Annotated in this window: 20 protein-coding genes and 1 pseudogene; 5 read left to right on the top strand and 16 right to left on the bottom strand. The window is 71.8% G+C overall.

What is annotated here, in order from left to right; genetic code table 11:
- Positions 1-187 precede the first annotated feature (187 nt).
- Positions 188-514, top strand: a complete 327-nt coding sequence (locus DY218_RS03615) for a hypothetical protein (protein ID WP_128554419.1) — start codon at positions 188-190, stop codon at positions 512-514.
- Between the two features lie 26 nt (positions 515-540).
- Here the strand turns inward: DY218_RS03615 and der are convergent, their stop codons facing one another.
- The 4 genes from der to DY218_RS03595 all read right to left on the bottom strand — a co-directional run bounded on the left by der (position 541) and on the right by DY218_RS03595 (position 4,765).
- On the bottom strand, positions 541-2,013 hold the full coding sequence (der, locus tag DY218_RS03610) for a ribosome biogenesis GTPase Der (protein WP_128554418.1): 1,473 nt from the start codon (positions 2,011-2,013) through the stop codon (positions 541-543).
- A gap of 116 nt (positions 2,014-2,129) precedes the next feature.
- Complete coding sequence (locus DY218_RS03605) at positions 2,130-2,828, bottom strand: lysophospholipid acyltransferase family protein (protein WP_199566612.1); 699 nt, start codon at positions 2,826-2,828, stop codon at positions 2,130-2,132.
- Positions 2,786-3,496 (bottom strand): (d)CMP kinase, encoded by a 711-nt coding sequence (gene cmk / locus DY218_RS03600; protein ID WP_407703545.1) that lies wholly within the window; start codon positions 3,494-3,496, stop codon positions 2,786-2,788. The genes DY218_RS03605 and cmk overlap by 43 nt, the downstream gene beginning before the upstream one ends.
- A gap of 183 nt (positions 3,497-3,679) precedes the next feature.
- Positions 3,680-4,765: a prephenate dehydrogenase gene (locus DY218_RS03595; RefSeq protein WP_128554416.1), complete on the bottom strand. Its 1,086-nt coding sequence runs from the start codon at positions 4,763-4,765 to the stop codon at positions 3,680-3,682.
- Between the two features lie 288 nt (positions 4,766-5,053).
- On the opposite strand from DY218_RS03595, the gene DY218_RS03590 reads away from it, so the two are divergent.
- Positions 5,054-5,560 carry a Rieske (2Fe-2S) protein gene (locus DY218_RS03590; protein ID WP_128554415.1) on the top strand — a complete coding sequence of 169 codons (507 nt, stop codon included), beginning with the start codon at positions 5,054-5,056 and terminating at the stop codon, positions 5,558-5,560.
- 80 nt (positions 5,561-5,640) lie between these two features.
- On the top strand, positions 5,641-6,342 hold the full coding sequence (locus DY218_RS03585; RefSeq protein WP_128554414.1) for a nucleotidyltransferase domain-containing protein: 702 nt from the start codon (positions 5,641-5,643) through the stop codon (positions 6,340-6,342).
- Positions 6,343-6,417: 75 nt separating this feature from the next.
- On the opposite strand, the gene DY218_RS03580 is transcribed toward DY218_RS03585, so the two are convergent.
- The 11 genes from DY218_RS03580 to DY218_RS03530 form a co-directional block, all read right to left on the bottom strand.
- A complete protein-coding gene (locus DY218_RS03580) occupies positions 6,418-7,530 on the bottom strand; it encodes an ADP-ribosylglycohydrolase family protein (RefSeq protein ID WP_128554413.1) in 1,113 nt (370 codons plus the stop codon).
- A complete protein-coding gene (locus DY218_RS03575) occupies positions 7,527-8,249 on the bottom strand; it encodes an NUDIX hydrolase (RefSeq protein ID WP_325051962.1) in 723 nt (240 codons plus the stop codon). The genes DY218_RS03580 and DY218_RS03575 overlap by 4 nt, the downstream gene beginning before the upstream one ends.
- A gap of 160 nt (positions 8,250-8,409) precedes the next feature.
- On the bottom strand, positions 8,410-9,465 hold the full coding sequence (locus DY218_RS03570; RefSeq protein WP_128554412.1) for a pseudouridine synthase: 1,056 nt from the start codon (positions 9,463-9,465) through the stop codon (positions 8,410-8,412).
- Positions 9,465-10,124 (bottom strand): SMC-Scp complex subunit ScpB, encoded by a 660-nt coding sequence (gene scpB / locus DY218_RS03565; RefSeq protein ID WP_128554411.1) that lies wholly within the window; start codon positions 10,122-10,124, stop codon positions 9,465-9,467. The genes DY218_RS03570 and scpB overlap by 1 nt, the downstream gene beginning before the upstream one ends.
- Complete coding sequence (locus tag DY218_RS03560; protein ID WP_233521339.1) at positions 10,121-11,059, bottom strand: segregation and condensation protein A; 939 nt, start codon at positions 11,057-11,059, stop codon at positions 10,121-10,123. The genes scpB and DY218_RS03560 overlap by 4 nt, the downstream gene beginning before the upstream one ends.
- 648 nt (positions 11,060-11,707) lie before the next feature.
- On the bottom strand, positions 11,708-12,313 hold the full coding sequence (locus DY218_RS03555; RefSeq protein ID WP_128554410.1) for a hypothetical protein: 606 nt from the start codon (positions 12,311-12,313) through the stop codon (positions 11,708-11,710).
- Entirely contained in the window at positions 12,298-13,476 is a 1,179-nt protein-coding gene (locus DY218_RS03550; RefSeq protein WP_128554409.1) for a ParA family protein, read from the bottom strand. The genes DY218_RS03555 and DY218_RS03550 overlap by 16 nt, the downstream gene beginning before the upstream one ends.
- Before the next feature lie 335 nt (positions 13,477-13,811).
- A complete protein-coding gene (gene ald / locus DY218_RS03545; RefSeq protein ID WP_128554408.1) occupies positions 13,812-14,927 on the bottom strand; it encodes an alanine dehydrogenase in 1,116 nt (371 codons plus the stop codon).
- A gap of 143 nt (positions 14,928-15,070) precedes the next feature.
- Positions 15,071-17,179 (bottom strand): tetratricopeptide repeat protein, encoded by a 2,109-nt coding sequence (locus tag DY218_RS03540; RefSeq protein WP_407703544.1) that lies wholly within the window; start codon positions 17,177-17,179, stop codon positions 15,071-15,073.
- Between the two features lie 189 nt (positions 17,180-17,368).
- Positions 17,369-17,995, bottom strand: coding sequence for an NUDIX domain-containing protein (locus tag DY218_RS03535; protein ID WP_128554407.1), 627 nt, complete (start codon positions 17,993-17,995; stop codon positions 17,369-17,371).
- 81 nt (positions 17,996-18,076) lie between these two features.
- Positions 18,077-19,747 carry a CTP synthase gene (locus tag DY218_RS03530; protein WP_128554406.1) on the bottom strand — a complete coding sequence of 557 codons (1,671 nt, stop codon included), beginning with the start codon at positions 19,745-19,747 and terminating at the stop codon, positions 18,077-18,079.
- Positions 19,748-20,201: 454 nt separating this feature from the next.
- Here DY218_RS03530 and DY218_RS03525 point away from each other — a divergent pair, with 454 nt between their 5' ends.
- Positions 20,202-22,004 carry a glycoside hydrolase family 15 protein gene (locus DY218_RS03525; RefSeq protein WP_199566616.1) on the top strand — a complete coding sequence of 601 codons (1,803 nt, stop codon included), beginning with the start codon at positions 20,202-20,204 and terminating at the stop codon, positions 22,002-22,004.
- A gap of 152 nt (positions 22,005-22,156) precedes the next feature.
- Here DY218_RS03525 and DY218_RS34790 read toward each other — a convergent pair.
- Positions 22,157-22,372 (bottom strand): annotated as a pseudogene (locus DY218_RS34790) (dihydrofolate reductase family protein); the annotation flags it as partial.
- A gap of 177 nt (positions 22,373-22,549) precedes the next feature.
- Here DY218_RS34790 and DY218_RS03515 point away from each other — a divergent pair.
- Positions 22,550-24,262, top strand: coding sequence for a PucR family transcriptional regulator (locus DY218_RS03515; protein WP_128554405.1), 1,713 nt, complete (start codon positions 22,550-22,552; stop codon positions 24,260-24,262).
- Positions 24,263-24,317 lie beyond the last annotated feature (55 nt).

Raw genomic sequence — 24,317 nt, 5'->3', positions numbered from 1 at the left:
CGGCCCAGGGCACGAACCCCTGGGCCGGCGGCCCCTGCCGCGTCTCCGGCTCCGCCCCGGTCCGCGCCCCGGCGGTGGTCCGCCGACGATGCAGGGACTGGCGTGAATCCGCCCGCATCCGTCCGGCCCCGGGGTCGTTGGCACAGATGTGCAGCCATACGACCCCTCCCGCCAGCCCATCCCGCCGATGCGACCCGCGCACGACCGCTCCGGCGGCCGCTCGGGCACGCCGATCTACGACCAGTTGTACGCGGAGTGGCGCAGGTCGTTCAGGACACTGCCGGGCGACCGCTCGAGCGAGGACGAGCTCGGCTTCAAGGCGTTCGGCTCCGACCCGCTGAGCGATCCGCTCGACCTCCCCGGCTCGATGGGCGGGCACGGGCGTCCGTCCGGCGCTCAGCACGCCGACCGCTCCGCGCCGCAGCCGGGGCAGTGGTACGCGGTGGGCAGGCAGCCGCACTCCCTGAGCCGCCCGCAGGCCGCACTCCCGCCGGGGCCGCGCAGGGCGCGCTGAGGGCCCCGGCGAGCCCCTCGGGGCGGCTACTTCTTGCGCCCGCGCTTCTCCCGCACCCGTACCGAGATATGGATCGGCGTGCCCTCGAAGCCGAACTCCTCGCGCAGGCGGCGCTCCACATAGCGCCGGTAGCCGTGCTCGATGAAGCCGGAGGCGAAGAGCACGAACCGCGGCGGCTTGGTGCCGGCCTGGGTGCCGAAGAGGATCCGGGGCTGCTTGCCGCCGCGGATCGGGTGCGGGTGCGAGGAGACCAGCTCGCCGAGGAAGGCGTTCAGGCGGCCGGTGGGCACCCGGGTCTCCCAGCCCGCGAGGGCCGTCTCGATCGCGGGGACCAGCTTCTCCATGTGCCGGCCGGTGCGGGCCGAGACGTTCACCCGGGGCGCCCAGGCGATCTGGCCGAGCTCCGTCTCGATCTCCCGCTCCAGGTAGTAGCGGCGCTCCTCGTCGAGGGTGTCCCACTTGTTGTACGCGACGACGATCGCGCGGCCCGCCTCGACGGCCATCGTGACGATGCGCTGGTCCTGGATGCTGATGGTGTCGGCGGCGTCGATCAGGATGACCGCGACCTCGGCCTTCTCCACCGCGGCGGCGGTGCGCAGCGAGGCGTAGTAGTCCGCGCCCTGCTGCAGGTGCACCCGCTTGCGGATGCCGGCCGTGTCGACGAACTTCCAGGTGACGCCGCCGAGTTCGATGAGCTCGTCGACGGGGTCGCGGGTGGTGCCCGCCAGTTCGTTGACGACGACCCGGTCCTCGTTCGCCACCTTGTTCAGGAGCGAGGACTTGCCGACGTTCGGCCGGCCGATCAGGGCGATACGGCGAGGGCCGCCGATGCCGGTGGCGCCGAAGGTCTCCTTCGGGGCTTCGGGGAGTGCCTCCAGGACCGCGTCGAGCATGTCGCCGGTGCCGCGGCCGTGCAGCGAGGAGACCGGGTGCGGTTCGCCGATGCCGAGGGACCACAGGGCTGTGGCGTCGGCCTCGCCGCTCTGGCCGTCGACCTTGTTGGCGCAGAGGACCACCGGCTTGCCGGCCCGGCGCAGCAGCTTGACGACCGCCTCGTCGGTGTCGGTCACGCCGACCGTGGAGTCGACCACGAAGACCACCGCGTCGGCGGCCTCGATGGCGTACTCGGCCTGGGCGGCGACTGAGGCGTCGATGCCGAGGACGTCCTGCTCCCAGCCGCCGGTGTCGACGACCTTGAAACGGCGGCCCGACCACTCGGCCTCGTAGGTCACGCGGTCGCGCGTCACGCCCGGCTTGTCCTCGACGACCGCCTCACGGCGGCCGATGATCCGGTTCACCAGGGTCGACTTGCCGACATTGGGGCGGCCGACGACGGCGAGCACGGGCAGCGGTCCGTGGCCCGCCTCCTCGATGGCGCCCTCGACGTCCTCGACGTCGAAGCCCTCCTCCGCGGCGAGCTCCATGAACTGCTCGTACTCGGCGTCGCCGAGCTCCCCGTGCTCGTGCTCCGAGCCGCCGGGCTCGTTTACGTCGCTCATGAAGTCCGTACCTCTGTCACTGTCGTACCGCTGTCGCTGTTCGCACCGCGGGAAGGTGTGGCCTGGGGCCACTCGGGCGGGCCGCCGCGGCGGCGGCCCATGGGAAGAAGTCTCGCTCAGCGCCCGGTCGTGCGCCTGGCGTTTTCCAGGTGCCCGGTCAGGCGCTCCTGGATCCGTACGGTCGCCTCGTCGAGCGCCTTGCGGGTGCGGCGACCGGACCCGTCACCCGCTTCGAAGGCCTCACCGAAGACCACATCGACGCGGCTCCGAAGCGGCGGAAGCCCCGATATCAGGCGCCCCTTGCGCTCACCGCTGCCGAGCACCGCGACCGGCACGATCGGCGCCCCGCTGCGGACCGCGAAGTAGGCGAGGCCGGCCCTGAGCGAGGCGAAGTCGCCCTCGCCGCGGGTGCCCTCCGGGAAGATGCCGAGCACCCCGCCGTCCGCGAGGACGCCGAGGGCCCGGGTGATCGCCGTGCGGTCGGCCGTCGAGCGGTCCACCTCGACCTGACCGATGCGGCGCAGGAACGGGCCGAGCGGCCCGATGAACGCCTCCTGCTTGATCAGGAAGTGCACGGGCCGCGGTGCGGTGCCCATCAGCATCGGGCCGTCGAGGTTGTGTGCGTGGTTCACCGCGAGGATCACCGGTCCCGCGGCGGGCACCCGCCAGGCGCCGAGCACCCGCGGCTTCCACAGGCCGTACATCAGGCCGACACCGATACGGCGGCCGACCTCGGCGCCCCGCTCGGTGGGTGCCGCGGTGTCGGATGCGGTCACTTCGCCGCCCGCTTCTCCTCGACGAGGGTGACGACGCACTCGATGACCTGCTGCAGCGTGAGGTCCGTGGTGTCCACCTCGACCGCGTCCCCGGCCTTGGCGAGCGGCGAGGTCTTGCGGCCGGAGTCGGCGGCGTCCCGCTTGATCAGGGAATCGCGGGTCGCGGCGACGTCGGCGCCCTTGAGCTCTCCGCTGCGCCGGGCCGCGCGGGCCTCGGGTGAAGCGGTGAGGAAGATCTTGAGGTCGGCGTCCGGCAGCACGGTGGTGCCGATGTCGCGGCCCTCGACGACGATGCCGGCTCCCGCGCCCGCGGCGATGGAGCGCTGCAGCTCGGTGATCCGGGTGCGCACCTCGGGGACCGCGCTGACCGCGCTGACCTTCGAGGTGACCTCCTCGGTGCGGATCGGGCCCGCCACGTCCGTGCCGTCGACCGCGATGGTCGGTCCGGACGGGTCCGTACCGGAGACGATCTCGGGCTTGTCGGCGGCGCCGGCGATCGCGGACGGGTCCGTGATGTCGATGCCGTTGTTCACCATCCACCAGGTGATGGCGCGGTACTGGGCCCCGGTGTCCAGGTAGCTCAGGCCGAGCTGGGCTGCGACGGCCTTCGAGGTGCTCGACTTGCCCGTACCGGAAGGGCCGTCGATGGCGACGATCACGGCCGGGGCGGTCCGGGCGGCTGCTGCGGTTTCCACGGGGGTGGACACCTTCCTGCTCACGAGGGTCTGCGGGACGGGGCGGGGCGGATTCTCGGCGCTCGAAGAGCGCGGCGCCCCGCACAAGGTTACTGGCTCCCGCGTGTCACTCGGACGGCCGCATCGGCTGCCGTCCCGCCGGCGCGGGTCACCGGCGGATCGGCCGGTCCGCCGCCCGCTGTTCGCCCGTACCGGTCACTGCCGGATCGACCAGCCCCGCTCCCGCAGCGACGCGGTCAGCACGGGCGCCGCCTTGGGCTCGACCATCAGCTGCACCAGACCGGCCTGCTGCCCGGTGGCGTGCTCGATGCGTACGTCCTCGATGTTGACCCCCGCGAGCCCCGCGTCGGCGAAGATGCGGGCCAACTGTCCCGGCTGGTCGTCGATGAGGACGGCCACCGTCTCGTACGCGGCCGGGGCCGTGCCGTGCTTTCCGGGCACTCTGACCTGGCCGGCGTTGCCGCGGCGCAGCACGTCCTCGACGCCCGCCGCGCCGCCGAGCCGCTTCGCCTCGTCGGATGACTGCAGGGCGCGCAGCGACTCCACCGTCTCCTGCAGATCCGTGGCGACGGCACCGAGCAGATCGGCGACCGGGCCGGGGTTCGCGGAGAGGATGTCGATCCACATCCGGGGGTCGGAGGCGGCGATCCGGGTGACGTCCCGGATGCCCTGGCCGCACAGTCGTACGGCGGTGTCCTCGGCGTGCTCCAGGCGGGCCGCGACCATGCTGGAGAGCAGATGCGGCATGTGGGAGACGAGTGCGACCGCGCGGTCGTGCGCATCGGCGTCCATCACCACCGGGACCGCCCGGCACAGCGCCACGACCTCGAGCGCCAGATTGAGCACCTCGGTGTCGGTGTCCCTGGTCGGGGTGAGCACCCAGGGCCTGCCCTCGAACAGGTCCGCGGTGGCGGCCAGCGGACCGGAGCGCTCCCGGCCGGCCATCGGGTGGGTGCCGATGTACCGGGACAGGTCCACGCCGAGCTCCTCGAGCTCGCGCCGCGGTCCGCTCTTGACGCTCGCCACGTCCAGATAGCCGCGGGCGGTGTCCGCCGCGACGGCGGCGGACAGGGTGGTGGCCACATGGGCGGGCGGTACGGCGATCACGGCGAGATCGACGGGCGCGTCCGGCGCCGCGTCCGTCCCCGCGCCGAGGGCGGCCGCGGTGCGGGCCTGCTCGGGGTCGTGGTCGGCGAGGTGCACGGTGACGCCGCGGCCCACCAGGGCCAGGGCCACGGAGGTGCCGATCAGGCCGGTGCCGATGACGACTGCGGTTCTCACTGGGCGTAGTCCTTGCGGAGGGCGGCCGCGGCGCCGGGCTGTCCCGGACCACGGACGGTCTGACTCGAGATGCGCGAGCACGCGGAAGACCTGGGACCCGCGTGCCTGTGCCTTGTGCTCGGGACCAGGGTAGTCAGACCTGCCGGGCCGGGTCCTGGGCGCCCGGCTGCCGAGACGGGACGCCGGCCGCCGATGCCTATCGCCGATGCCGTCCGCCCGGGTGCCCGTCCGGAGGTATTCCCTGCCGTGTCTCTTCGCCCGCGGGGCTCGCGGCCCCAGGATGACGGCATGACTCTTCAACGTACGAACCGTACGAACCGCAGGGCCGTCCTGGTCGCGGGCGCCGCAGTGGCCGGCACCGCGCTCACCGGCTGCGGCGACAGCGACGACGGAGGGGACACCGACGGCACGGACGAGACGACGGACCCGACCGCCGAACCCACCGGCGAGGACTCACCGGACGAGGACGAACCGGACGACCAGGAGTCGGCGGACGGCGGTACGGACGAGGACGCCCTCGCGCCCACCTCGGACATCCCGGTCGGCGGCGGCAAGATCTTCGCCGAGGAGAAGGTCGTGGTGACCCAGCCGGCCGAGGGCGACTTCAAGGCCTTCTCGGCGGTCTGTACGCATCAGGGCTGCGTGGTGAAGTCGGTCGAGGGCGGCACCATCAACTGCGTATGCCACGGAAGCAAGTTCAGCATCGAGGACGCCTCGGTCGAGTCCGGTCCGGCGACCGCACCACTGCCGGCCGAGAAGATCACCGTGTCCGGCGACTCCATCGTCCGCGGCTGAGGCCGCCGGATCCCCGGGGCACGGCCCGGCCCGGAAAACGGCTCGGGCCGTCCCCGCCCCTTGGCGTATCGTCGCCGGTCATGCGCCCCGAGGACACGACACTGGTACGCGATCACACGGTGTACTCCTGTGTGATCGGCTCGCGCGCCTTCGGCCTCGCCACCGGTGCGAGCGACACCGACCGGCGTGGCGTCTATGTCGCGCCCACGCCGTTGTTCTGGCGGTTCGAGAAGCCGCCGACGCATGTCGAGGGGCCGCGCGAGGAGGAGTTCTCCTGGGAGTTCGAGCGGTTCTGCGAGCTCGCGCTGCGCGCCAACCCGAACATCCTCGAGTGTCTGCACTCCCCGCTCGTCGAGCACGTCGACGCCACCGGCCGCGAACTGCTGGCGCTGCGCGGCGCATTCCTCTCCCGCCAGGTGCACCGGACCTTCATCGGGTACGCGCTCGGCCAGCGCAAGAAGCTGGACGCGGACGTACGCCAGTACGGCGCCCCGCGCTGGAAGCACGCGATGCACCTGCTGCGGCTCCTGATGAGCTGCCGCGATCTGCTGCGCTCGGGAGAGCTGGTGATCGACGTCGGCGACGCCAGGGACGAGCTGCTCGCCGTCAAACGGGGCGAAGTCCCCTGGCCCGACCTCGAGTTGCGGATGTCCCGGCTCGCCGACGAGGCGGACGCGGCGGTCGACGGCTCCCCGCTGCCGGACGAGCCGGACCGCGCCCGAGTCGCGGACCTGCTGCACCGGGTCCGCCGCGCCTCGGCCCTGGACGCGCCCGCGTCGTAGGGGGCGGTCTGCCGTAAGGGGCGACCTTCCGTGGGAGGCGGTCTTCCGTAGGAGGCGGTCTTCCGTAGGACGCGCTCAGCCGTCCCAGGCCTCCCCGAGCGCCAGCAGCTCGTCCCGGTACTCGATCCGCTCCGCCCACGACGCCGGCCAGGCGCCCGCGCCCAGATGGGCGCCCGCGAAGGCGCCCGTGAGGCAGGCGATCGAGTCGGAATCACCGGAGGTGCAGGCGGCCCGGCGGATCGCGGTGACGGGCTCGGAGGGGAAGAGCAGGAAGCACAACAGGCCGGTGGCGAAGGCCTCTTCGGCGATCCAGCCCTCTCCCGTGGCCAGGCACGGGTCCGTCTCGACGCTGCCGGCGCGCACCGCCGCGCCAAGCCGTTCGAGGACGGCCAGGCACTCGTCCCAGCCGCGCCCGATGAAATGCTCCGCGCTCGGGTCCTGGGACCGGGTCCACAGATCGCCGAGCCAGCGCTCGTGGTACCGGGTGCGGTTGTCCAGGGCGTACGAGCGCAACAGGCCGACCAGGCCGGTGGGTTCGGCTCCCTGGGCGAGCAGGTGTACCGCGTGCGCGGTGAGGTCACTGGCAGCCAGGGCGGTCGGGTGCCCATGGGTCAGGGCGGACTGCAACTGTGCGGCGCCGGCCCGCTGTTCCTCGCCCAGCCCCGGGGCGAGACCGATGGGTGCGACCCGCATGTTCGCCCCGCAGCCCTTGGAGTGGATCTGGCTCGCCTCCTGCCAGGCCCGGTCCGGCCGGCGATCCAGCTCCTCGCAGGCGACCAGGCAAGTGCGGCCCGGGGCGCGGTTGTTCTCGGGCGAGTGGTACCAGTCGACGAACTCCTCACGGACGGGCCGGGTGAGCCGCTGCGGTGCGAGCTGCCCGCGTTCCATCGCGGTCCGCAGTCCCCGGCCGAGCGCAAGCGTCATCTGGGTGTCGTCGGAGACCGTCGCGGGCGTGATCAGCTCCATCTCCCGCCACGGCCCGCACTTGCCCAGGATGGCCGGTACGTCGTTGAACTCCGTCGGGAAGCCGAGCGCATCGCCGAGGGCGAGTCCGAGCAGCGCGCCGGTGGCGGGGCGCTTGCCGGGCGGACGGCCGGGCCCGGCGGCGCCGGTCCGGTCGCGTCCAGCGCTCCTGCCCGTGCCGTCGCTGTCGCCGCAGCCGTCCTGGGCATTGCCGTAGGCGTTCATTCCGGTCGTCCTTCCGGTCGCAGCAGCGGGGGGTGCAGGGCGTTCGCGGGGCCGGCCCGATAGCGGGCGGCCGGTTTGCCGCGGCCGCCGCTGCGGCGCGGCGGCCCGTCGACCTGCTCGACGAATCCGGGGGTGGCAAGCACCTTGCGCCGGAAGTTGGGCCGGTCGAGCGCGGTGCCCCAGACGGTCTCGTAGACGCCCTGCAACTCACCGAGGGTGAACTCGGGCGGGCAGAAGGACGTGGCCAGGCAGCTGTACTCGAGCTTGGCGCCGATCCGGCGGTGCGCGTCGGAGAGGATCCGGCCGTGGTCGAAGGCGAGGTCGTGGACCGTCCCGTACGGCACGTGTGCGGCGCGGGCCGCGTCCCCGCCGCCGAGCGGCTCGGGCAGTGCGGGCAGCAGGGCGGCGAAGGCCACAGAGACGACCCGCATCCGCGGATCGCGGTCCGGCTCGCTGTAGGTGCGCAGCTGCTCGAAGTGCAGCGCGGTGATGGCGTCCGCGTCGAGCCCGGTCTCCTCCGCGAGCTCCCGGCGGGCCGCCTCCTCGGCGGACTCCCTGGGGCGTACGAAACCTCCCGGCAGCGCCCACCACCCCGCGTACGGCTCCTCGCCACGCTCCACGAGCAGCACGTGCAGGGCGCCCTGCCGCACGGTGAACACCGCCAGATCGACGGTGACCGCGAAGGGCTCGAACGCCCCCGGGTCGTATCCGTCGGGCACACGCGGCCCGCGCTCATTAATAGTCACAGTGACTATAAAAGCCGTTACGGCTCGGGAGCACAACCCCCTGGGCGATCGCGGGGCCTCGCCCGGAACGCATAAGGCGGCCGCCCCCGCCGGTGCGGGAACGGCCGCCGTACGAGCGACGGGCCGGGACGGCCTACAGGTCGACCTCGCGCATCAGCATGCCGACCTCGGTGTTGCTCAGGCGCCGCAGCCAGCCCGACTTCTGGTCGCCGAGACCGATCGGGCCGAAGTGCGTGCGCACCAGCTTGTCGACGGGGAAGCCCGCCTCCGACAGCATGCGCCGCACGATGTGCTTGCGGCCCTCGTGCAGCACGACCTCCACCAGGTAGTTCTTGCCGGTCTGCTCGACCACCCGGAAGTGGTCCGCGCGCGCGTAGCCGTCCTCCAGCTGGATGCCGTCCTTGAGGCGCTTGCCGAGGTCGCGCGGGATCGGGCCCTGGATCGCCGCGAGATAGGTCTTCTTCACGCCGTACCGGGGGTGGGTCAGGCGGTGCGCCAGCTCACCGTGGTTGGTGAGCAGGATGACGCCCTCGGTCTCGGTGTCGAGCCGGCCCACGTGGAAGAGCCGGGTCTCCCGGTTGGTGACGTAGTCCCCGAGGCACTGGCGCCCCTCCGGGTCCTCCATCGTGGAGACCACACCGGCGGGCTTGTTGAGCGAGAAGAACTGGTACGACTGGGTCGCCACGGTCAGGCCGTCGACCTTGATCTCGTCCTTCTCCGGGTCGACCCGCTGGCCCTGCTCGACCACGATCGAGCCGTTCACCTCGACCCTGGCCTGGTCGATGAGCTCCTCGCAGGCGCGCCGCGAGCCGTAGCCGGCGCGGGCGAGCACCTTCTGCAGCCGCTCGCCCTCCTGCTCGGCGCCGGGGAACGTCTTCGGCGTGCTCACCCGGGGCTTGTTCGCGTACCGCTCGCGGTTGCGCTCCTCCTGCCGGGTCTCGTACTCGCGGGAACGGCCCGGGGTGCCGCCACCTCGGCGATTGCCGCCCTTGCCGCCCGACTGGGGCGCCTTGGGGCCGCCCTTCGCGCCGCCGCGTGCGCCGGCGCCCCGCCCGCCGGAGGAAGCCCCGCCCTCGTGGCGCCGCTCCTCCGGGCGGGGGCGGCCCGAGCGCTGCTGCTTGTCGTCGCGCTTGTTGCCCGCGCCGCGGTGGTTGCCACGTCCGCTGCTGTTCCTGCCGCTGCTTCGCATCAAAATTCCGTCTTGTCGTCTGCGTCCTCGAAATCCGGGGCGTCCGGATCGAACGACGGCACACCTTCCTGGGTCTCGGACTCGATGGCGTCCGCCTCGGGGAGGAAGGGCGCGAGCTCCGGGAGCTCGTCAAGGCCGCGCAGGCCCATCCGCTCCAGAAAGTAGTTTGTCGTCCTGTACAGGATCGCACCTGTTTCGGGTTCCGCGCCCGCCTCCTCCACCAGACCGCGCTGCAGCAGGGTGCGCATCACACCGTCGCAGTTCACCCCGCGTACGGCGGACACCCTCGAGCGGCTGACCGGCTGGCGGTACGCGACCACGGCCAGCGTCTCGAGCGCCGCCTGGGTGAGCCTGGCGTGCTGGCCGTCGAGCACGAACCGCTCCACGGCCGCGGCGTACTCGGGCCGGGTGTAGAAGCGCCAGCCGCCGGCCACAAGGCGCAGCTCGAAACCGCGGCCCTGCGCGGTGTACTCGTCGGCGAGCTCCCGGAGCGCCGCGGAGATCCGGCGGCGCGGCCGGTCGAGGATCTTGGCCAGATGCTCCTCGGTGGCCGGTTCGTCGACCACCATGAGGACCGCCTCCAGGGCGGGCCTGAGTTCCAGATCGGCCACGGTCAGCAGACCGGCGGGGGCTTCCTCGTCCCGCTCCTCGGCACTCATCGGTGCTCCTCCTCCACGTCGCCCGCGTGCTCCGGCGCGCGGGTCCCGGGCTCGTCCACGGGGTGCTCGTCCACGGGGTCGGGTGCCCGGTCGAACTCGTCCGTGACCAGCGGTTGGGTGTCCTGGGTGCCGGTCCAGCGGACCGTCAGTTCGCCGAGTGCCTCGTCCTGGTCGAGGCCGACGGCCTTCTCGCGGTACAGCTCGAGCAGGGCGAGGAAGCGGGCCACGACCGTGAGTGTGTCCGGGGCGTCCTCGACGAGGTCCCGGAAACTCGCCTCGCCGGCCTCGCGCAGCCGGGCCACCACGACGCCGGCCTGCTCCTGCACGGAGACCAGGGGGGCGTGGATGTGGTCGACGTAGACCTCGGGCTTGGGCTTCGGCTGCATCGCCTTGACGGCGAGCTTGGCGAAACCCTCGGCCCCGATGCTGATCACGACCTCGGGCAGCAGTTCCGCGTGCTGCGGCTCGAGGCCCACGGTCCGCGGGTAGCGCCGTGCCTCGTCGTCGAGCCGTGCCGTGAAGATGTCCGCGACCTGCTTGTACGCGCGGTACTGGAGCAGGCGCGCGAAGAGCAGGTCCCGCGCCTCCAGGAGCGCGAGGTCCGCCTCGTCCTCGACCTCGGCCGCGGGCAGCAGACGGGCGGCCTTCAGATCGAGCAGGGTGGCGGCGACCACCAGGAACTCGGTGGTCTCGTCGAGGTCCCACTCCGCGCCCATGGCCCGGATGTGCGCCATGAACTCGTCGGTGACGCGGGACAGGGCGACCTCGGTGACGTCCAGCTTGTGCTTGGAGATCAGCTGCAGGAGCAGGTCGAACGGCCCCTCGAAGTTCGCGAGCCGCACCTTGAACCGACCGTCGTCGGCGTCCTCCGGCTCCCCGGCCTCTGCCCCGCCGTCCCCGTCCCCGTCCCCGTCCTCGTCCCCGGAGTCCGCCACCGAACCCACGACACCCGCGGCCGTGGCTCCCACGCCGCCCGCCTCAGCACGGACCTGCGCGTGCTCGACGACGACCTCGGCGCCTTCGGCAGCCACTTCGGAGTCCCCGGTGCCCACACGCGCTTCCGCACGCTCAGCGCCGACCTCCGCACCCTGCGGCACCACGTCCACGCCTTCGGCAAGAACCTCATGGGGCTCGGCCCCATCCGGTACGGGCGGCCGGGGCACATCACCGACCACCGCAGCCACGCCGGAGCCTTCGGCACCAACTCCGCCGTCGACCGCGAACGCCTCGGGCTCCGGGCCACCCTCGGCAGAACTGTGCAGCGACTCGGACGCATCCCCCGGCTCACCCGCCGCCCCGGACGGGGCAGATTCCGCAACGCCCCTCGGCCCCCGGCCGAGCAGGCGGCGGCCGCGCCGGCCGGGCGAGGGCTCGGGTACGGCGTCGGGTTCAGCGGGTCGGTCGTCCGTGGGCATCGCGGTCCAGGGTGCGGCGTACAGGGAGGCCCGCGGCAACGGGCAGGCGCAGGCTACCTTTCCGTACCCGGCGACCGCGGGACGCGGGCCCCGGAGCAGCGGCGCGACCAGGGACGCGAGAGGGACACAAGAAGCCCGGCACGAAGAACACGAAGAAGCGGCGCGCGCTCAGCGCCCGCGCAGCCGCCGGACGAGGATGCTCGCCTCGCCCCGCGACTCGAGATCGGCGAGCACGACGGCCACCGCCTCGCGGACGATCCGCCCACGGTCCACGGCAAGGCCGTGCTCGCCGCGCAGGACGAGACGGGCGTGCTCGAGGTCCATCAGCTCCTCGGCCGAGACATAGACGGTGATCTTCTCGTCGTGACGCTCGCGCCCACTGGGCCTGCGCCCGCCACCACGGCCGCGCCGACGCGCCTGACCCGACGCCGCCGCCCCGCGCTCGGCCTGGCCGGCCGGGGACGGCCCGGCCGCACCCTCCTGCCCGGCACGCCGTCCCGACCTCGCCGCGCCCTTGCCGTCACCGCCGGCGGAACTCCCGCGATGCTCGCCGGACTCCTCGTCGGCCGTGGCGTGCTCCGCGCTCTCGCGGCCCTCACCACGGGCGCCCTTCGCCGAGTCGTCCTTCGCCGCCGCGCCGTCGCTCTCACCCGCCGGCGCCGGTACACGTGCCTCGCCATTGGCCTGCCGCCTGGGCGACGACGCCTGGAGCGCCATGCCACCGGTCGTACGGAACAGTTCGTCGGCCCCCGGCAGACTCACTCGGCGTGACACCGGGCGAGCACCTCCCTGGCAAGCTGGCGATAGGCGGCGGCACCAACGGAGTTGGAGGCGTACGTGGTGATCGGCTCGCCGGCGACGGTGGTCTCCGGGAAGCGGACCGTGCGCCCGATGACCGTGTGGTAGACGTGCGTGTCGAAGGCCTCGACCACGCGCGCGAGGACCTCACGGCTGTGCACCGTGCGCGAGTCGTACATCGTGGCGAGGATGCCGTCGAGCTCCAGGTCGGGATTGAGCCGCTCCTGGACCTTCTCGATCGTCTCGGTCAGCAGGGCCACACCGCGCAGTGCGAAGAACTCGCACTCCAGCGGCACGATCACCTTGTGCGCCGCGGTCAGCGCGTTCACGGTCAGCAGACCGAGCGAGGGCTGACAGTCGATCACGATGTAGTCGTAGTCCTGCATCAGCGGCTTCAGCGCACGCTGCAGGGTCGACTCACGGGCGACCTCGGAGACCAGCTGTACCTCGGCCGCCGACAGGTCGATGTTGCTCGGCAGCAGGTCCATGTTCGGCACGGCCGTCTTCAGGAGCACGTCGTCGGCCGCCATGCCCCGCTCCATGAGCAGGTTGTAGACGGTGAGGTCGAGCTCCATCGGGTTGACGCCGAGGCCCACCGAGAGCGCTCCCTGCGGGTCGAAGTCGACCAGGAGCACGCGCCGTCCGTACTCCGCGAGCGCGGCGCCCAGATTGATGGTGGACGTCGTCTTGCCGACGCCGCCCTTCTGGTTGCACATCGCGATGATCTTCGCGGGCCCGTGGTCGGTCAGCGGCCCGGGAATCGGGAAGTACGGCAGCGGCCGACCGGTCGGGCCGATGCGCTCGCGGCGCTGACGCGCGGCGTCGGGCGCGAGGGTGGCCGCGTACTCGGGGTCGGGCTCGTATTCGGCGTCGGGGTCGTAGAAGTGCCCCTCGGGCAGCTCTTCGTAGTCAGCGAATTGGGTGGGGTTCTCGCCACTCCGGTCGCCGGCCATGGCGTTCACTTGATGGCCATCCATGCTCTGGTGGGCTGTCAGCGACTGCTGTGTGCGCTGCGTGTTCTGGACGTCGGCGAAGATGCGGACAGCGACAGAGCCGACAGCCTCGGATCCCTCGGGTCCCGGTCCCTGCGCAGGCGTTCCTGGACGGCCACCCCCGGGAGTAAATGTCGACTCATTCACAAGTCGTCTTACCTCCTTGGTGACCAGGAAACTTCTAGACAGGTCAGCGTGACACCATGCCGACGATTGGCGACTCTATGGCGTGTCACCGGTCCGCAGCAACACAATCCGCCGGACCCGGCCCGATGTGTCGGTAACTGAACACCCCTCTGTCAAGGGTGCGCAGAGACCTTCGGCTCGCTTTGCACGGTGTGCGAATCGGTCGAAGGGTTACGTTCCACGCTAGTTGAGCGAGCGCCGCAAAGTGATCGATACACACCCGGCCGGACCTCGCGAACAAGGTCCGGCCGGATGCGCGGAGTTGACGCCGAGCGTTGACGCCCGGCTCGTGCGGCTCAGCCGAGAAGAGTGCTCAGCTCGACACTCTCGAGACCGTGCGCCTCGGCGACGGAGCGGTAAGTCACCTTGCCGTCATGGGTGTTGAGGCCGAGCGCGAGCGCCGGGTCACGACGCAGCGCCTCGACCCAGCCGCGGTTCGCAAGCTCCACGATGTACGGGAGCGTGGCGTTGGTGAGCGCGTACGTCGAGGTGTTGGGCACCGCGCCGGGCATGTTCGCGACGCAGTAGAAGACCGAGTCGTGGACCTGGAAGGTCGGCTCCGCGTGGGTGGTCGGACGCGAGTCCTCGAAGCAGCCGCCCTGGTCGATCGCAATGTCGACAAGGACACTTCCGGGCTTCATCTTGGCCACCAGCTCGTTGGTGACCAGCTTCGGCGCCTTCGCGCCCGGGATGAGCACCGCACCGATGACGAGGTCGGCCTCGACGACGGCACGCTCGAGCTCGTAGGCATTGGAGACGATCGTCTGGACCTTGGTGCCGAAGATCCGGTCGGCCTCGCGCAGCTTGTTGATGTCCTTGTCGAGCAGGGTCACGTGGAAGCCCATGCCGACGGCGATCTGGGTGGCGTTCCACCCGGAGACACCGCCGCCGATGACGACGGCACGACCGGGCGCGGTACCGGGCACGCCACCGGGCAGCACACCACGTCCGCCGTTGAACCTCATCAGGTGGTACGCACCGACCTGCGGCGCGAGCCGGCCCGCGACCTCGGACATCGGCGCGAGCAGCGGGAGCTGCCGGCCGGCGGTCTCGACGGTCTCGTAGGCGATGGCGGTGGTGCCGGACTCGAGCAGGGCCTCGGTGCACTCGCGCGAGGCGGCGAGGTGCAGATAGGTGAAGAGGGTCTGGTCCTTGCGGAGGCGGTGGTACTCCTCGGCGATCGGCTCCTTGACCTTGAGCACCAGGTCGGCGGTGGCCCAGACCTCGTCCGCCGTGGGCAGGATCTCTGCGCCAGCGCCCTGGAACTCGGCGTCCGTGATCGACGAGCCGACGCCGGCGTTCTGCTCCACGAAGACCTGATGACCGTGGCGCACCAGCTCGTGCACTCCGGCGGGGGTGATGGCCACCCGGAACTCGTTGTTCTTGACCTCGCGGGGGATGCCGACCTTCATCGTCGATCACGGTCCTTGGCTCTGGGATTTTTCGGGCAGGAGGCTCACACCCGTACGTATCGTGACGCACTGGGATACGCCACGGGAACCCGCGGCCCAACCAGTTTAATGAAGGATATTGAGCTGTCTAGCCTTCCAAAGCATCAATCTTCGTCGGGAGCACTACGGATTTCGTAGGCGGAAGGAGTGGTTCCCTGTTCATTGAGCTCCTCCCCCAGCATGCGCTCGGCCGCCGCACGGTGCAGCCCGGCGGCAGCTGGATCACCGAGCCGCTCGAGGGTGTCGGCCAGCCTGACCTGCAGCGCGGCGAGCAGCCGCACTTCGCCGGCCTCGCGCGCCCAGTCGACGGCCTCGCGGCAGGCGCGCAGGCATTCCTCCGGCCGCCCGGCGTACTCCTGGACCCGGGCCAGTTCGCTCAACGCCCTTGCGTGGGACGGGACATCACCGGCCTTGCGGTATCCCGTCGCCGCCGATCGCCAGCTGCGGACCGCGTCCCCGTACCGCCCGGCATAGGTGTGCGCGGTGCCGATGCGTCCGTAGAGCCGCGCGGCGTCCAGGCGCTCCCCGCGCGTCAGCCGCTGCGCGAGGGCACGGCCGAACCAGTCGGCGGCCCGCGGCCAGTCCCCCAGTTCCTGGTAGGCACCGCCCACGGATTCCATCGCCCGGCCGGTCGCATAGGGGTCGCCCGCAGCGCGTGCCACGTCGAGCGCCTCCCGATAACGCGCGAGCGCCTCCCGGGTCCGGCCCGTGCTCGCGTCCAGATCGGCGAGATTGAGCAGGGCGGCCGCCTGTTCCCTCGGCAGGTCGCGCCGGGAGGCCACGTCCAGGACGAGGCGGTGGATCCCGTACAGCTCGGGTGCCGCCGCCCCGGTCCCGTAGTGGGCGACAAGTGCCCTGGTCAGTGCGGCCATCAAACGGCGGGCGAGAGTGTCCAGCTCTCCGTCGGCGACCGCGAGCCGGGCCGAGGCGAGCAGGGCGGGGTGCCGTACCCGCAGCCATTCCTCCGCGGCGCCGGGAGTCGGGAAGCGCAGCGCACGGGGCATGCCCGCGAGTTTGCGGCGGGCGGACGAGTCCTCGGGTTCGGTGACCGCGCGGCAGGACTGCAGCAGCCGCACCGTCCGCTCCAGCATCCTGGCCCGCGCGAGCTGCACCTCGGCGGGGCGCTCGTGCGCCGCCGCCAGGGAGCTCAACTGCGGCAGCAGACAGGCGGGTACGGCGTACTGGGGCAGTCCGGAGGGTGCGGGCGCCCGGCGCAGCAGCCCGAGGGCGACGAAGTCGTCGAGTGTCGTACGGGCCGCGGACACCGAACATCCGGCGAGCGCCGATGCGGTGTGCGGGTCGGCGAAGCCCGCCGGCGCAAGCGAGAGCAGTCGCAGTATCCGCGCGGCGGGGCCCGGCAGCCCGTCGTGCACGAAGCCGAGCACCCGCGACAGGGCGGCGAGGGAGGCCAGGGACCCCTTGCCGCCGCCCGCCCCCTCGTCGCCGGTGTTGTGCAGCTGCTTGGCGAGCTCCGCCACCGAGGCCTTGGGCCGGGCCGCGAGCCAGCCGCCGGCGAGAACCAGAGCGGCCGGCTGATGCGCGCACAGCTCGGCGAGATTCTCGGCCGCGCGCGGGTCGCAGGTGATGCGCACCGAGCCGGTGAATCCGCTCAGGAGCTCGAGCGCCGACTTGGTGTCGAGCCCGCCGAGCGTGCACGGACGCACGTCGGAGATCCCGGTCAGCGGTCCCTCCGACACGGCGACGACCAGGCAGTCCGGGGTGTCCGGCAGCAGCGGCTCGACCTGTTCGGCGTCGGCGGCGTCGTCGAGCACCAGCAGCACCCGGCGTCCGTCGAGTGCCCCGCGCAGCGCCTCGGACAGCTGGTCCTCGGCGGATCCCGGCGCCACCGGGACCCGTAGCGCACCGAGCAGTTCGCGCGCCGTGCGTTCGGTGGGCACGCGCCCGCCGCCGGGGTCGGTCAGCCGTGCACGCAGGGTGCCGTCGGGGTAGTCGGCACGCAGCTGTCCCGCGAGTTCTTCGGCGAGCGCGGTGCGACCGCTTCCAGGTCTCCCGGCGATCAGCAGCACACGGGCCCGGGGCGCCTTGCGGCCGGTGAGGGTGTCGAGCCCGGTGCGCTCGATGTCGGCCCGCAGTTCCTTCAACTCACGTTGCCTGCCGACGAATTCGGGGCCTCCCCGGTCCGGGCCCGCCCCCGGTGCCGAAGTGTCCGACACCGGTGTCGACCTGTGGGTGTCCACCGACTGATCCGTCACGGGCCACGCTCCCGTCCGCCTGCGCACAGTGCCCGCCGCGGCTGCGGACGGGGGAATTCCGAGCGTAGTTCACGCTCCGCGACGATCCGGGGCGAGCGTGGCGGGCACATCGCCCGTTCGGATCAGCGGATCGTCACACCGACGGGGTGCGGTCCGCACCCTCGGGGCGTCGGGTGCCACGGCGGTGGTTCAGGCCTCGAAGGGACGCGCCGGCCAAGGCGCCTCGGCGGGCCGCAGCGCATCGAGGCCGTCGCCGTGCTGTGCCGCGACGAGCGAAAGGACGCCCACCACAAGGCAGTTGTTGTGCAGCTCCCCGGCGAGCACGCCCCGTACGAGCTCGTCGAGCGGCACCCGGGCGAGCTCCATGTCGGCCTCTTCCTCGGACACCGCGAAGCGTTCGCCCTCGGCCTCGGCCAGATCGCGGGCGAGGAAGATCCGTACCGCCTCGTCGCAGCCACCCGGCGTGGTGAACACATCGGTCAGCACCCGCCAGTCCCCCGCCTTGACGTGCGCCTCCTCGAACAGTTCGCGCTGCGCGGCGTGCAGTGGATTCTCCCCGGGCACGTCGAGCAGCCCGGCCGGGATCTCCCAGAGCTTGTGCCGTACGGGGTGGCGGTACTGACGGATCACCAGGACACGGCCGAGGTCGTCCAGGGCGAGGACGGCGACCGAGCCGGGATGCACCTGGTAGTCGCGACGGGCGCTCGTCCCGTCGGGCATGATCACATCGTCGGTGCGGACACTCGTCTTCTTGCCCGTGAACGGCGTCGCGGTGGCCGTGATCCGCCACTCCTCGGCGGTGTCCCTGATGGTCATGAGTTACGTCCTCCACATGCAGAAACCGGGGTACGGCGCCTCGCGAGGAGGCCCGTACCCCGGCAACCGTATCGCCTGGTACTACTTCTTCGGCTTCGGCCGGCCCCCGGCCTGCTGCCGCTCCACGGCCGCCTTCACGAGGCCGGCGAAGAGCGGGTGCGGACGGGTCGGCCGGGACCGCAGCTCGGGGTGGGCCTGGGTGGCGACCAGGTAGGGGTGGACCTCGCGCGGGTACTCGACGTACTCGACGAGCTTGTTGTCCGGCGAGGTGCCGGAGAAGACCAGGCCCGCCTTCTTCTCGAGCTCGGCGCGGTAGCCGTTGTTCACCTCGTAGCGGTGCCGGTGGCGCTCCTCGACGTACTCCTTGCCGTCGTACACCTCGCGCACGATGGAGCCCTCGGCCAGCTTGGCCGGGTACATGCCCAGTCGCATGGTGCCGCCCATATCGCCCTCACCTGCGACGATGTCGAGCTGCTCGGCCATGGTGGAGATCACCGGGTGGGCCGTGGCGGCGTCGAACTCGGTGGAGTTGGCGTCCGGGATGTCGGCCAGGCTGCGGGCCGCCTCGACGACGATGCACTGCAGGCCGAGACAGAGGCCGAGCAGCGGGATCCGGTTCTCGCGGGCGTACGTGATGGCGCCGACCTTGCCGTTCACACCGCGGTCGCCGAAGCCGCCGGGGACGCAGATCGCGTCCACGTCGCCGAGCTGCTCGGCAGCACCGGCCGGCGTCTTGCAGTCGTCCGATGTGACCCACTTGACCTTCACGCGCGCGCGGTTGGCGAAGCCGCCGGCGCGCAGCGCCTCGGTGACCGAGAGGTACGCGTCGGGCAGGTCGATGTACTTGCCGACGAGCGCGACGGTGACCTCGTGGTCGGGGTTGTGCACCCGGTCCAGGAGGTCGTCCCACTGGGTCCAGTTCACATCGCGGAACGGCAGGTCCAACTTGCGGACCACATAGGCGTCCAGGCCCTCGGTGTGCAGCACCTTGGGGATGTCGTAGATCGACTTGGCGTCGATGGCGGCGACGACCGCGGCCTCGTCGACGTCGCACATCAGCGAGATCTTGCGCTTGATGGAGACCGGTACGTCGCGGTCGGCGCGGAGCACGATCGCATCCGGCTGGATACCGATGTTGCGCAGCGCGGCGACGCTGTGCTGGGTCGGCTTGGTCTTCAGCTCGCCGGACGGGCCGATGTACGGAAGCAGCGAGATGTGTACGACGAAGACGTTGTCCCGGCCGACCTCGTGGCGGACCTGGCGGACCGTCTCCAGGAACGGCAGCGACTCGATGTCGCCGACCGTGCCGCCGACCTCGGTGATGACGACGTCGACGTCGTCGGTGGCCATCCGCCGGATGCGGTGCTTGATCTCGTTGGTGATGTGCGGGATGACCTGCACGGTGTCGCCCAGGTACTCGCCGCGCCGCTCCTTGGCGATGACCTGCGAGTAGACCTGGCCGGTGGTGACGTTGGCGCTGCCGTCGAGGTCGACGTCGAGGAAGCGCTCGTAGTGGCCGATGTCCAGGTCGGTCTCGGCGCCGTCGTTGGTGACGAACACCTCACCGTGCTGGAACGGGTTCATGGTGCCCGGGTCGACGTTCAGATAGGGGTCGAGCTTCTGCATCGTGACCGTGAGGCCACGGGCCTTGAGCAGTGCACCCAGGCTGGAGGCCGTGAGGCCCTTGCCGAGGGAGGAGGCGACACCCCCGGTGACGAAGATGTGCTTGGTCGTCGAGGCTTTGGGCGGCATGGCCAAGAGGGGGCTCCCGTGGTCGCGAGGTGGTCTTGCGTACCGGCGTCCGGCCGAGAGTCTCGGTGGGACGGCGTCGCTGCGGTTCGGGGGCCGCGCTCCAGTCGGAATCGCCCTCCGGTCCACGGGCTACCAGGGTAACAGCGACAGAACGAGCCTGCTTCCGGCCAGCCTCCCGACCGCTCCCGGACGACCTTGATCCCGCACTCCGCGTGGTGTCGCGAACACCCCTCGTACAGGACCGGAAACCCTCACCCGATCAGCCGCAACGCGTATCTCCGACCCGCGCGCGGATCACAGGGGTGCGTCGTATATTGCTCGGACATTCGCTGCCGAGCCAGGCCGGCAAACGGCACCAACCCCGCCCGATCCCGGTACGACAGCTCGTCAACGACCCTTGACCGCAACGCAAGCGCCCCACGGGGCGGACGTGGCCGTTCGACTGGAGATGCACGTGGCCGGGCGCATCGAGGACTACGCACTCATCGGAGACATGCAGACCGCGGCGCTGGTCTGCAGGGACGGCACAGCGGACTGGCTGTGCCTGCCCCGCTTCGACTCCCCCGCGGTCTTCGCAGGACTCCTCGGAACAGAGGAACACGGATTCTGGCGGCTGGGACCCGCCCACGGCGCGGGGGCCGAGCCGCCCGCCGCCGACCGCCGCTCCTATCGGGGCGATTCACTTGTCCTTGAATCGGAATGGGACACCCCGCGCGGCACGGTCCGGGTGACCGACTTCATGCCGCCGCGCGACGGCGCACCCCAGTTGGTACGGATCGTCGAAGGTGTCACCGGGCGCGTGCAGATGCGCTCCGCGCTGCGGATGCGCTTCAGTTACGGGCGCGTGGTGCCGTGGGTGCACAAGGTGGACGGGCGCACGGTCGCCGTCGCCGGACCCGACTCGGTGTGGCTCGACACCTCGGCGGAGACCTACGGCAAGGACCTCACCACGTATGCGGACTTCACGGTCTCGCCCGGTGAGCGCATCGCCTTCACCATCAGCTGGGAGGCCTCGCACCGGCAGCCGCCCGCGCTGCCCGAGCCGGAGGCCGCGCTCGAGGCGACCGAGGACTTCTGGCGCGAGTGGGTGGAGCACTGTACGTATCACGGTCCCTATCGGGAGGCCGTCGTACGCTCCCTGATCACCCTCAAGGCGCTGACGTACGCGCCGACGGGCGGCATCGTGGCCGCGCCGACGACCTCGCTGCCCGAGGAGATCGGCGGCGTACGGAACTGGGACTACCGCTTCACCTGGCTCAGGGACGCCGCGATCACCCTGTCCTCCCTGCTGCGCACCGGATACCGCGAGGAGGCCCGCGCCTGGCGCGAGTGGCTGCTGCGCGCGGTCGCGGGCGACCCGGACAACCTGCAGATCATGTACGGCATCGCGGGCGAGCGGGAGCTCGGCGAGAGCGAGCTGGACTGGCTGCCCGGGTACGAGGGCTCGCAGCCGGTCCGGGTGGGCAACGGCGCCGCGCATCAGCTGCAGCTCGACGTGTACGGCGAGGTCACCGAGGCACTGCACCTGGCCCATATGACGGGCCTCTCGCGCAACGACTACGCCTCCCTGCTGCAGCTGAAGCTGATCCGCTACCTGGAGACGCACTGGGACCAGCCGGACGAGGGCATCTGGGAAGTCCGCGGCCCCCGGCGGCACTTCGTGCACTCCAAGGTGATGGCCTGGGTCGCGGTGGACCGCACCATCAAGCTCATCGAGTCCGGGGACGCGGACGGTCCGATCGACAAGTGGCGCGATCTGCGCGACGAGATCCACCGGGACGTCTGCGAGAAGGGCTACGACGCGGAGCGCAACACCTTCACGCAGTCGTACGGCTCGAAGGAGCTGGACGCCTCGCTGCTGCTGATTCCGCAGATGGGCTTCCTGCCGCCGGACGACAAGCGGGTGGTGGGCACGATCGAGGCGATCCAGCGGGAGCTGTCGACCGAGGACGGTTTCGTACTGCGCTATCCGACGACGGGTGACGACGCCGGCGTGGACGGTCTGGCGGGGGACGAAGGGGCCTTCCTGGCCTGCTCGTTCTGGCTCGCCGACGATCTGGCGATGATCGGCCGGGTCGACGAGGCCCGGGAGCTCTTCGAGCGGCTGCTCGCGCTCCGCAACGACCTGGGCCTGCTCGCCGAGGAGTGGGACCCGCGCCTGCAGCGGCAGGTGGGCAACTTCCCGCAGGCCTTCAGCCACGTCCCGCTGATCGACACGGCACTGCGGCTGACCGCCTCGGGGGCGTACGGGGGCTGAGACGAAGCGGGCAGGGGCGGGCGCCACGGCTGCCGCCCCCGCCGCTTCAGGGCAGCACCCGGTAGGTCAGGTGCGTGACCAGGGTGGCCGTTCGCGGTGGTCGCGCCGCAGAGGATCAGGACGTCGGCGTCCTCGTCGGCCGCGGCACGCGCCCGCGCGTGATGGGTGAGCACGAACACCGGTGCGTGGTACGGCGGTTCGTCGCCCCACCAGCCGTTCCACGGGCGGTCCCAGGCGTGCAGCCGGTCGCCCGTGCCGTCGCCGCCGTCCTCGCCGAACGGGCGCGACTCGCTCTGGCCGAGCCCGGCCGAGTATCCGTCGGCCGTGATCGTGAGGTCACAGACCACCCTGCCCGTACGTCCCGTCATCGCTCTCTCCTCCTGCGTGCGTCACGCCGCCCCATCAGTGTGATGCATGCCACACGCGGCACTGCGTCGCGCAATCCCCTTGTCGATACGACGAGTTGTCGGTGCCGCCGGGTCGTACCGCCCGGCTGTGGCCGATGCGTGATGTTCCTCGCAGGTCGGCGCCGATAGCGTCCGCACATGGACACGCACCACCCTCGCGCTCCGCACGGCGGGATCACCGTGCAGCGGGCTCTCGAGTTGCCCGGGCTGCGCAGCGGTCTCCCGGAGGTCGTCTCCGGTGCGGACCGGTTGCAGCGCACGGTCCGCTGGGTGCACGCGGGCGAGGCACCGAACATGGCGTCGCTCCTCAAGGGCGGCGAACTTCTCCTCACCACGGGCCTCGGGCTCGGCTCGCGCCCGGCCGAGCAGCGGGTGTTCGTACGCAGGCTCGCCGAGCGGGGAATCGCCGCTCTGGTGGTGGAGTTGGGCCCGCGCTTCACCCGGCTTCCGGTGGCGATCGTGGAGTCCGCGCGGGCGGCCGGTCTGCCGCTGGTCCAGCTGCACCGCGAGGTGCCGTTCGTGACGGTCACCGAAGAGGTCCACACCGAGATCGTGAACGGCCACTACGCGCTGCTCAAGGAGGCCGAGGAGGTGCACCAGCGGTGCACCCACGCACTGCTCGGCGGCGGCGGGGTGCCCCAGGTACTGGCGATCCTCGCGGAGTTCTGCGGCAATCCCGTCTTCCTCGAGACTCCGGACGGACGGCTGCTGTACGCGGCCGGGCCGGGCGGGATCGCCGGCGCCGGCGCGGCGGGAAGTCAGGCGCAGGCCGCGGCCGGTACCGGGAAAGCCTCCGGGGTGGATCCGCTGCAGGCATGGGAAGGCCTGCGCGGCCGGTCGGGCAACGAGCGGCCGCCGTCCGGGGCCGTCCTGGTCGATGTGCCGGGAGGCAGCTCCGGCGGACCCGGCACGCATTCCGCACGCGCGCGTGTGGTGCTGCTCCCGGTGACGGGCGGGCTGCTGCCGGTGCACCGGATGGCCGCCGAGCGCGCGGCCGGCAGCCTGGCCGTCGTCCTGATGCAGGCCCGCCAGGAGGAGGAGCTCGCCGCCCGCGGACGCGGGGACTTCCTCAACGATCTCGCCGAGGGCCTGGTGTCCGCCGAGGACGCCCCGGCGCAGGCCCGGGTGCTCGGCTTCCGGCCGGGAGACGGGCCGCTGCTGCCCGTGGTGATGCGGCTGCCGGACGGCACGGCCGGCCTTGCGCCGAGTGGCGCGCTCGCACTCCTCGCGCGCGTGGTGGCCGAGGAACTCGCCTCCGTCGGGCTGCCGTTCCTGATCGGCGTACGCCCTGTGGAGGGGCGGGTTCCGGTGATGCTCGGACTGCGTTCCGAGAGCGACCGTACGGATGTCGCCGACCGGGTCGCGGCGGCGCTGCGTACGGGAGTGGAGCGGTCGGGCCTGCAGCGGGCCGGGGTGCGGCCGCCGGTCGTGGTCGTCGGTGTCGCGGGAGCCTGGACCGCGGTGTCCGCGAGCCTGCGGCACGCCGCGGAGACCGCCGCGGCCGCGCAGGGGCTGCCGCACCGCCCGTGGCACGACGCGCGCCGCCTCGACACCGATCTGCTGCTGTGGCGGCTGCGGGACCATCCCGATCTGGCGGCCTTCGTGGAGCGGGCGCTCGGGCCGCTGCAGGCCCATGATCTGCGGTCGAAGCCGCCGTTGCTGCCCACCTTGGAGACCTTTCTGGCACACGCCGGGCGCAAGGCCGAGACGGCGCGGGAACTGCACCTGAATCGGCAGACGCTCTACAACCGCCTGGCGCGGATCGCGGAGCTGCTCGGTACGGACCTGGACGATCCGGGGACGGTCCTCGCCCTGAGCCTGGCGCTGCGGGCCCGCAGGCACGTGGCCTGACGTCGGAGTCCGACGGCACTTCGGAGTCCGACGGCGGTGTGCCGTGCCCTCGGTG

Source organism: Streptomyces triticagri, from assembly GCF_003429565.1.
Taxonomy (GTDB): Bacteria; Actinomycetota; Actinomycetes; order Streptomycetales; family Streptomycetaceae; genus Streptomyces; species Streptomyces triticagri.
This window is presented reverse-complemented; position numbering and strand designations above follow the sequence as displayed.